8 protein-coding genes are annotated in these 9082 nt (G+C 73.4%); 2 read left to right on the plus strand and 6 right to left on the minus strand.

Annotated features, from left to right (window positions below; translation table 11 throughout):
* Positions 1–82: 82 nt before the first annotated feature.
* The 4 genes from ruvX to ACFXDE_RS34745 are packed head-to-tail and all read right to left on the minus strand — an operon-like array spanning position 83 to position 4188.
* Positions 83–562 carry a Holliday junction resolvase RuvX gene (ruvX, locus tag ACFXDE_RS34730; RefSeq protein WP_359973184.1) on the minus strand — a complete coding sequence of 160 codons (480 nt, stop codon included), beginning with the start codon at positions 560–562 and terminating at the stop codon, positions 83–85.
* Positions 562–3231, minus strand: coding sequence for an alanine--tRNA ligase (alaS, locus tag ACFXDE_RS34735; RefSeq protein ID WP_380498462.1), 2670 nt, complete (start codon positions 3229–3231; stop codon positions 562–564). Before alaS ends, ruvX begins: the two co-directional genes overlap by 1 nt.
* Positions 3231–3704 (minus strand): DUF6167 family protein, encoded by a 474-nt coding sequence (locus ACFXDE_RS34740; protein ID WP_380498463.1) that lies wholly within the window; start codon positions 3702–3704, stop codon positions 3231–3233. The genes alaS and ACFXDE_RS34740 overlap by 1 nt, the downstream gene beginning before the upstream one ends.
* A gap of 4 nt (positions 3705–3708) precedes the next feature.
* Positions 3709–4188, minus strand: coding sequence for a DUF948 domain-containing protein (locus ACFXDE_RS34745; RefSeq protein ID WP_359973189.1), 480 nt, complete (start codon positions 4186–4188; stop codon positions 3709–3711).
* A 340-nt stretch (positions 4189–4528) separates the two neighbouring features.
* Here ACFXDE_RS34745 and ACFXDE_RS34750 point away from each other — a divergent pair, with 340 nt between their 5' ends.
* A complete protein-coding gene (locus tag ACFXDE_RS34750) occupies positions 4529–6757 on the plus strand; it encodes an ATP-binding protein (protein ID WP_380498464.1) in 2229 nt (742 codons plus the stop codon).
* Between the two features lie 49 nt (positions 6758–6806).
* Positions 6807–7133: a tetratricopeptide repeat protein gene (locus tag ACFXDE_RS34755; RefSeq protein ID WP_380437977.1), complete on the plus strand. Its 327-nt coding sequence runs from the start codon at positions 6807–6809 to the stop codon at positions 7131–7133.
* Positions 7134–7240: 107 nt separating this feature from the next.
* On the opposite strand, the gene rpsD is transcribed toward ACFXDE_RS34755, so the two are convergent.
* The gene (gene rpsD / locus ACFXDE_RS34760) at positions 7241–7855 is read right to left on the minus strand and encodes a 30S ribosomal protein S4 (RefSeq protein WP_030240707.1); all 615 of its coding nucleotides are present in this window, start codon (positions 7853–7855) and stop codon (positions 7241–7243) included.
* Positions 7856–8177: 322 nt separating this feature from the next.
* On the minus strand, positions 8178–9082 hold a 905-nt coding region (locus ACFXDE_RS34765), incomplete at its 5' end, for a replication-associated recombination protein A (protein ID WP_380498465.1).

Genomic DNA, 9082 nt, shown 5'->3' on the forward strand with positions numbered 1-9082 from the left:
CTCGTCGGTCCCGGAAGAAACGAGAGGGGTCCGGGCGGACGCGTCCGCACGGACCCCTTTCCGGGACGTTAGAGCAGGCCGGTCAGCCCGCCGCCTCGACGCTCTCACCGGGTGGGCGTCCGCTCACCCGTTCGGACTCAAGGGCGGACTGGAGGATCACCACCGCGGCGGCCTGGTCGACCACCGAGCGGCCCTTCTTCGCCTTGACGCCGGAGGCCCGCAGCCCGTGGGTCGCGGTGACGGTGGACATCCGCTCGTCGACCAGCCGGACCGGCACCGGGTAGACCCGGTTGGCCAGCCGCGCCGCGTACGCGCGGACCTTCTCCGCCGCCGGGCCCTCCTTGCCGCTGAGCGAGCGCGGCAGCCCGACGACCACCTCGATCGCGCCGTACTCGTCGACGATCGCGGCGATCCTGGCCTGCGACTTCACGCCGGCCGGGACGGTCTCCACCGGGGTGGCGAGCACCCCGTCGGGGTCGCAGGACGCGACCCCGATCCGGGCGTCACCGACGTCGACGGCGATCCGCCGCCCACGCCTGAAGGGCCTCTCCTCGAACTCCATCAGGAGGCGCGCTCCGCGACCAGGCCGCGCACCGCGGCGATGGCCTCGCCGACCGCGGCCGGGTTGGACCCGCCGCCCTGGGCGACGTCGTCCTTGCCGCCACCGCCGCCGCCGAGGGTCTTGGCGGCGACGCGGACGAGCTCGCCGGCCTTGATGCCGCGGCCGCGGGCGTCCTCGTTGGTGGCGATCACGGTCAGCGGGCGGTCGTTCGCCACGGTGAAGGCGGCGACCACGGCCGGGCGCGAGCCGAGGCGGCCGCGCACGTCCAGGACCAGCTTGCGCAGCTCGTCCGCGCCGACCCCGTCGGCGACCCGGGCGGCCACCACGGAGATGCCGTGCACGTCCTCGGCCGAGTCGGCCAGGCCCGCCGCGGCGGCCAGCACCTTCTCGGCGCGGAAGCGCTCGATCTCCTTCTCGGCGTCCTTGAGCTTGGTGAGCATGCCCGAGATCTTCTCCGGCAGCTCCTCCGGGCGGCCCTTGACCAGCTCGGTGAGCTGGGAGACCACGGTGTGCTCGCGGGCCAGGAACTTGTACGCGTCGACGCCGACCAGCGCCTCGACGCGGCGCACGCCGGAGCCGATCGAGGACTCGCCGAGCAGCTTCACCAGGCCCAGCTGGGCGGTGTTGCCGACGTGGGTGCCACCGCACAGCTCCTTGGAGAAGTCGCCGATGGTGACGACCCGGACCTCGTCGCCGTACTTCTCGCCGAACATCGCGATGGCGCCGGCCTTGCGGGCCTGGTCCATCGTCATGACCTCGGCGGTGACCTCCAGCTCGCGGGTCAGCACGTCGTTGATCTTCTGCTCGACGTCGGTCAGCACGCTGCCCGGCACGGCGGCCGGCGAGCCGAAGTCGAAGCGGAAGCGGCCCGGGGCGTTCTCGGAGCCGGCCTGGGCGGCCGTCGGGCCGAGCGCGTCGCGCAGCGCCTGGTGGGTCAGGTGGGTGGCCGAGTGGGCGCGGGCGATCGCGCGGCGGCGGTCGGTGTCGATCGTGGCGTACGCGGACGCGCCGAGCACGACCTCGCCGAACAGCACCCCGCCGGAGTGGACGATCACGCCCGGGACGGGCTGCTGCACGTCGCGGATCTCGACGACCGCGCCGGACTCCAGCCGGATCCGGCCGTGGTCGGCGAGCTGGCCGCCGCCCTCGGCGTAGAACGGGGTGCGGTCGAGGATGATCTCGACCTCGTCGCCCTCGGAGGCGGCCGGCGACGGGACGCCGTCCACCAGCAGGCCGACCACGGTGGCCTCGCCCTCGGTGAGGGTGTAGCCGGTGAACAGGCTCGCGCCGGACTTGTCGGCGACCTCGCGGTACGCGGCGACGTCGGCGTGGCCCATCTTCTTGGCCTTGGCGTCCGCCTTGGCGCGGTCCCGCTGCTCCTGCATCAGGCGGCGGAAGCCGGCCTCGTCGACCTGGAGGCCCTGCTCCTCGGCCATCTCCAGGGTCAGGTCGATCGGGAAGCCGTAGGTGTCGTGCAGCTTGAAGGCCTGGCCGCCGGAGAGGACGGCGCCGCCGGCCTGCTTGGTCTCGGTGACCGCGGCGTCCAGCAGGCTGGTGCCGGCCTTCAGGGTCTGCAGGAACGCCGACTCCTCGCCGACGACGACCGTCTCGATGCGCTTGCGGTCGGCCTCCAGCTCCGGGTACTGCGGGGCCATCGCCTTGATCGCGATGTCGATCAGGTCCTTGGCGACCGGACCGGTGGCACCCAGCAGGCGCATGTTGCGGATGGCGCGGCGCAGGATGCGGCGCAGCACGTAGCCGCGGCCCTCGTTGCCGGGGGTGACGCCGTCGCCGACCAGCATCAGGCCGGTGCGGATGTGGTCGGTGACCACGCGCAGCGACACGTCCGACTTGCGGTCGGCGCCGTAGGTGTGGCCGGTGAGCTCGGCGGCGCGGTCGAGGATCATCCGGCTGGTGTCGATCTCGAAGAGGTTGTCGACGTCCTGCAGGATGGCGGCGAGGCGCTCCAGGCCGAGGCCGGTGTCGATGTTCTTGCTCGGCAGGTCGCCGAGGATCTCGAAGCCGTCCTTGCCGTCGCCGTGGCCGCGCTCGTACTGCATGAAGACCAGGTTCCAGATCTCCAGGTAGCGCTCGCCGTTGACCGCCGGGCCGCCCTCCTCGCCGTACGCGGGGCCGCGGTCGTAGTTGATCTCCGAGCACGGGCCGCACGGGCCGGGGACGCCCATCGACCAGAAGTTGTCCTTCATGCCCAGGCGCTGGATGCGCTCCGAGGGCACGCCGATGACGTCACGCCAGATCTGCTCGGCCTCGTCGTCGTCCTTGTAGACGGTGATCCAGAGCTTCTCCTTCTCCAGGCCGTAGCCGCCGTCCGCGACGGGGGTGGTGAGCAGGTCCCACGCGAACTTGATGGCTCCTTCCTTGAAGTAGTCGCCGAAGGAGAAGTTGCCGCACATCTGGAAGAAGGAGCCGTGCCGGGTGGTCTTCCCGACCTCCTCGATGTCCAGGGTGCGCACGCACTTCTGGACGCTGGTGGCGCGCGAGAACTGCGGCTTGACCTCGCCCAGGAAGTAGGGCTTGAACGGCACCATGCCGGCGTTGACCAGCAGCAGGGTGGGGTCGTCGGCGACCAGGGACGCCGACGGAACGACGGTGTGGCCGCGCTCCTCGAAGAAGCGCAGCCAGCGGCGGCGGATCTCAGCCGACTCCATTAGTGGTCCTTCCGGTTCGGGGTGCCACCCCGCGGCGGCAGGGCGCGGCGGGGCGTTTCTTCAATGGCTCTGGGGGTCTTGCGGGCACTGCTGGACGGAGGCAGGGCGGCGGCCGGACTGCCGGGCGCCGCCGAGATAGCTCGGTACTGCGGTTCGCTTGAGGGGGGTAGCGCGGAGCGCTTCCCTGGAAGGGTGGTGGCGGGCGACGGGCGGGACCGGCGCTCGCGCCGGGGCTCGACGACGGCGGTGCCGTGGAGTCCGAGGTCGTCGCGCAGCTGGTCCTCGCGCTCGGCCATGCCGGCCTTCACGTCCTGGGCGAACTGCTTGGCCAGGTCGCCCAGGTGCAGCGCGCCGCGCGCGGCGGTGCCGGAGAGGCTGTCCGGGGTGAGCCGGTGCACGGCCTCGTTGGCCTTGTTCATGGCCCAGACGGTGGCGCCGGCGCCGACCGCCATCCAGAAGATGCGTCGCACCACGGCGTCAGCCCCTCACCGCGCGCCGGACCCGGGACAGCAGGCCGCCGCGCGGGGCGGTCGCGGCGCGCACCTCGGCCCGGATCAGCCGGGCCAGCTCCTCGCGCTCGCCCGGCTGGGCGGGCACGGACGGGTTGCCGCCCTGCTGCCTGGCGACCGCCTTGCGGACGCCGTAGCTGAAGGCCGCGACCTTCACCAGCGGCCCGCCCAGGGTGGCCGCGACGGTGGAGGAGAGCGCGTTGGCGTTGGCGGCGGCGTCCTGGACGTTCGCGGTGATCTCGTCGACCCGCTCCAGCTGCTCGTTGGCGCTGCGCACGGCGGCGCCCGCCTCGGTCAGCAGCGGCACGGCCTGCTCGGTGACGGCGGAGACCAGGACGGTGGCCTCCTTGAGCACCCGCGAGAGGCGGACCAGCACCACGGCGAGCAGGGTGACCAGGACCGCCCAGAACACGGCGACGAGCAACCCGGCCAGCTCTCCCACGGACACCTTTGCGCGCTCCCTCGCCTTGCTGTTCGCCTTGCTGTTCTCCAAAACGGAACCCTATCGCGCCCACGCCCGGTTTCCGGACCGGGTGGGCGGTGGCGCAGCGGGCCCGGGGGCCCGTATCCAGGCTCCCTCCCGCGTGCCGTCGCCTGGGGACGCGCCGCGCCCGCCCTCCGGGCGGACGACGGGCGTCCGAAGACGGGCCCGTGATCCGGTCGGGTGTGCGAACCGCCCGCGTAACCTACCGGCCGGTCACCTCGTTCTGCCAGGCGGGTCGTCGCCCGTACGGCCCGACGCACGTCCGGGCCGGTACGGTCCGGGCCCGGAGCACGGGGAGCAGCGCTTGGCCGGCGACTGGACAGCACAGCCTCGGGAGGCCGGTCCGCGCCGGCGCGCGGCGCAGCCCGGTCGGCTGCCGGCCGAGGTCACCGGCTTCGTCGGCCGTCGGCGGGAGCTGACCGAGCTGGCCGGGCTGCTGGCGAACGCCCGGCTGGTGACGGTCACCGGGCCGGGCGGGGTCGGCAAGAGCCGGCTGGCGCTGCGCGCGGCGGCGCGGGCGACGGGCGCGTTCCCGGACGGCACCTGGCTGGTCGACGTCGCCCCCGTGCAGGACCCGCTCCTGCTCGGCCACGCCGTCCTGGAGGCGCTGCGGCTGCCGCACGGCACCGCCCGGCCGCCGCTGGAGGTGCTGACCGAGCAGCTGGCCGGCCGCCGGCCGCTGCTCCTCCTGGACGGCTGCGAGCACCTGGCGGAGGCCTGCGCGGAGCTGGCGGACACCCTCCTGCGGGCGGTGCCCGGCCTGCGCGTGCTGGCCACCAGCCGGGCGCCGCTGCGGGCCGGCGGCGAGCACCTGTACACCGTGGCGCCGCTGCCGGTCGGCCCGCTGGCGGACGGGCGGACGGGGCCGGGCACGCTGCCGGACGCGGTGCAGCTGTTCGCCGAGCGGGCGCGCGCCGTGCTGCCCTCCTTCGCCGTGACGGAGGCGAACGCCGAGGCGGTGGGCCTGCTGTGCCGCCGGCTGGACGGCATCCCGCTCGCCGTCGAGCTGGCGGCCGGGCGGCTGCGTGCGCTGTCCGTCGAGCAGATCACGGCCCGGCTGGACGACCGCTTCCGGCTGCTGACCGGCGGTGCGAGAACGGCCCTGCCCAGGCACCAGACGATGCGCACGACGATCGGCTGGAGTCACGAGCTCTGCACGGTGCAGGAACGTTTACTCTGGGCCCGCCTCTCGGTCTTCGCCGGCGGCTTCGACCTGGAGGCCGCCGAGTACGTGTGCGCCGCCGAGGGCATCGACGCCGAGGACGTCCTCGACCTGCTCTCCGAACTCGTCGCCAAGTCCGTCGTCCTGCGCGAGGACACCGCCTACGGCGTCCGCTTCCGGCTGCTCGACACCCTGCGCGAGTACGGCGGCACCTGGCTGCGCGCCGCCGGCGACGAGCAGCGGCTGCTGCGCCGCCACCGGGACTGGTACCTGGGGGTCGCCACCTGGGGCGAGGTCGAGTGGTTCGGCCCCCGGCAGGCGGAGACCGCCGAACGCACCGGGCTCGCCCACACCAACCTCCGGGCCGCGCTGGAGTTCTGCCTCTCCGAGCCCGGCGAGGAGCAGCTCGCCCTGCTGATGGCCGGCACGCTCTGGTTCTACTGGGTCGGCAGCGGCCACCTCGGCGAGGGACGGCACTGGCTGGACCGCGCCCTCGCCCTGGCCGGCGAGCCGACCGAGGCGCGCGCCAAGGCGCTCTGGGTGACCGGCTACATGGCGACGCTCCAGGGCGACCTGCCCGCCGCCCGTCCGGCCCTGGAGGAGTGCCGCCGCCAGGCCCTGGCCACCGGCGACGACCGCGCGCTCGCCTACGCCGTCCACCGGCAGGGCTGCGCGGCCCTGATCGGCGACGAACCCGACCGCGCCGCCGAGCTGTTCGAGGAGGCGCTGTGGCACTACCGGACGATCGGCGAGCTCAACAGCAACGTCCTGATGGCCATGCTCGAACTGGGCCTCGCCTACGTCTTCCAGGGCGACCGGGAGAGCGGCGAGCTGTGGTTCGGCCAGGCCCGCGAGGTGTGCGAGGAGCACGGCGAGCAGTGGGCGTACGCGTACGTGCTGTACGCGATGGCCTTCTCGCACTGGATGGACGGCGACGTCCGCCCGGCCCGGGTCCTCGCCCGGGAGAGCGTGCGGCTCAACCACCTGTTCCACGACCTGCTGGGCATCGTCCTCGGCATCGACCTGCTGGCCCTGCTGGAGACCGAGCCCGCAGGACCGGACGTCCCGGGCGACCTGCACGAGGCCCGGCTGCTCCAGGGCGCGGCGCACCGGATCTGGCGCACGGTCGGCACGCCCTTCCTCGGCTCGCGGTTCTTCTTCGGCCCGCACCGGCAGTGCGCCGAACGGGCCCGCGCCGGGCTCACCGAGCAGGAGTACGAGGACTGCTACGCGGCGGGCGCCCGGCTCGGCCTCGACGCGGCGGTGTCCCGGGCCCTCGGCACCGGCGGCTCCCCGGGCGGGCCCGGGCCGGGGCCGGGCCCGTACTCCGTCCCGCCGGCCCCGGCGCCCGCGCCGGTGCGGAATAGCTGAAGCTTGCGGATTGCTTGAGGAGGCAAGTACCAAGCCGGAAGGAGCCACCGTGGCCGTCCACACCGCCGCCGACGAGTACCGCCGGGCGAAGCTGCACTTCGAGTCCAAGGCGTACAGCGAGGCCGCCCACATCCTGGCGGGCGTGCTCGCCGAGGAGCCGGCCAACCTCTCGGTCCGCCTGCTGCTCGCCCGCAGCTACTACCACTCCGCCCAACTCCGCAACGCCGAGGCCGAGTTGATCCGGATCCTGGAGGCCGACCCGGCCGAGGACTACGCCCGGCTGATGCTCGGCCGCACCCTGGAGCGCCAGGGCCGCGCCGCGGAGGCCCGCCCGCACCTGCGGCTGGCCGCCGCGATGGCCGGCGAGAGCGCCTGAGCCGGGCACCGGTTCCGGACGGGCGCCGAAAAAGGGGCGAGCCCCCACCACCCCGAGGGGCGGTGGGGGCTCGCTGTGGTTCCGCGAAGTGCAGGACCAGCCGCGGGTCAGCGCGAGTAGTACTCGACGACCAGCTGCTCGTCACAGATCACCGGGACCTCCTTGCGCTGCGGCGCACGGTCCAGGCGGAAGGCCAGGGCCTTCAGGTTGACCTCGAGGTACTTCGGGGTCTGGCCCTCACCCGCGTAGCCACCCTCACGGGCGACCTGGAAGGGGACCTTCTCCTTGGAGCGCTCGCGGACGGTCACCACGAAGCCCGGCTTCATCTGGAACGACGGCTTGTTGACCTTGCCGCCGTTGACCTCGATGTGGCCGTGGACGACCATCTGGCGGGCCTGGTAGATGGTGCGGGCGATGCCCGAACGCAGGACCAGGGAGTCCAGACGGGTCTCCAGGTCGGCGACGAGCGCCTCACCGGTCTTGCCCTCGGCCTTCTTCGCGCGGTCGAACGCGCGCGCCATCTGCTTCTCGCTCAGGTCGTACTGGGCGCGCAGACGCTGCTTCTCGAGCAGACGGACCTTGTAGTCCGAGTTCTGCTTGCGACCACGGCCGTGCTGGCCGGGCGGGTACGGGCGGGCCTCGAAGTACTTGACGGACTTCGGGGTCAGCGGCACGCCGAGCGCACGCGCGATCTTGACCTTGGGGCGCTTCTGGTTCGCCATGAACCAAACCTTCCTTGCTTTCGAATACGGCTTCACCAGGTGTTGACGGAGGTCGCAAGTCGCGACCCGGAGAAAACCCCGCCGCCTGCGCGGTGGGATCAGCCGCTCTCCGGAGCCGGGCACGGATGTGCTTGTCGCACGGACGATCCAGTGGACTGGGCCGCCCGCGACACCGAGACGGTGCGCGACGCTCCTGGTGCGGACCCCTCGGAAGGGGCCTACGGCCGGCGTCCCGCTGGTGTGGCCGGTCGGTGGGGTCTCCCCCGCCGCCGTCCCGGGACGTGGCACTCCGATCGAGTATACCGGGGCGCGTGCATACCGTTCACTCGCCCCTGAGCCGGCCCCTCGTCCACTCCACGACGTCCGCGTAGCGGGCCTCGCCGCCGCGCCGGGTCGGCTGGTAGTAGTCCTTGCCGTGCACCGCGTCCGGCGCGTACTGCTGGGCCGCGATGCCCTCCGGCAGGTCGTGCGGGTACTGGTAGCCCTGGCCGTGGCCGAGCTTGCCCGCGCCGCCGTAGTGCGCGTCCCGCAGGTGCGGCGGCACCGCGCCCGCGAGGCCCTGCCGGACGTCCGCCAGCGCCGCGTCGATCGCCAGGTAGGCCGCGTTCGACTTGGGCGCCAGGGCCAGCGCGATCGCCGCCTGGGACAGGATGATCCGCGCCTCCGGGAAGCCGATCAGCGCCACCGCCTGGGCCGCCGCGACGGCCGTCGCCAGCGCCGTCGGGTCCGCCAGGCCGACGTCCTCGCTGGCCGAGATCATCAGCCGCCGGGCGATGAAGCGCGGGTCCTCCCCCGCCTCGATCATCCGGGCCAGGTAGTGCAGCGTGGCGTCCACGTCGCTGCCGCGGATCGACTTGATCAGCGCGCTCGCCACGTCGTAGTGCTGGTCGCCGTCCTTGTCGTAGCGCACCGCCGCCTGGTTGACGGCCGTCTCGGTGGTGGCCAGCGTGATGCTCGGCTCGCCCTTGTCCAGCGCCGCCCCGGCCGCCGCCTCCAGCGTCGTGAGCGCCCGCCGGGCGTCCCCGCCGGCCAGCCGCACGAGGTGGTCCTCGGCCTCCTCGGTCAGCTCCAGCGCACCCTCCAGGCCGCGCTCGTCGGCCACCGCTCGGCGCAGCAGCGCGCGGACTTCGTCGTCGGTGAGCGACTCCAGGGTGAGCAGCAGCGAGCGCGACAGCAGTGGCGAGATCACCGAGAAGTACGGGTTCTCGGTGGTCGCCGCGATCAGGG

The organism is Kitasatospora sp. NPDC059408 (assembly GCF_042751525.1).
Lineage (GTDB): Bacteria > Actinomycetota > Actinomycetes > Streptomycetales > Streptomycetaceae > Kitasatospora.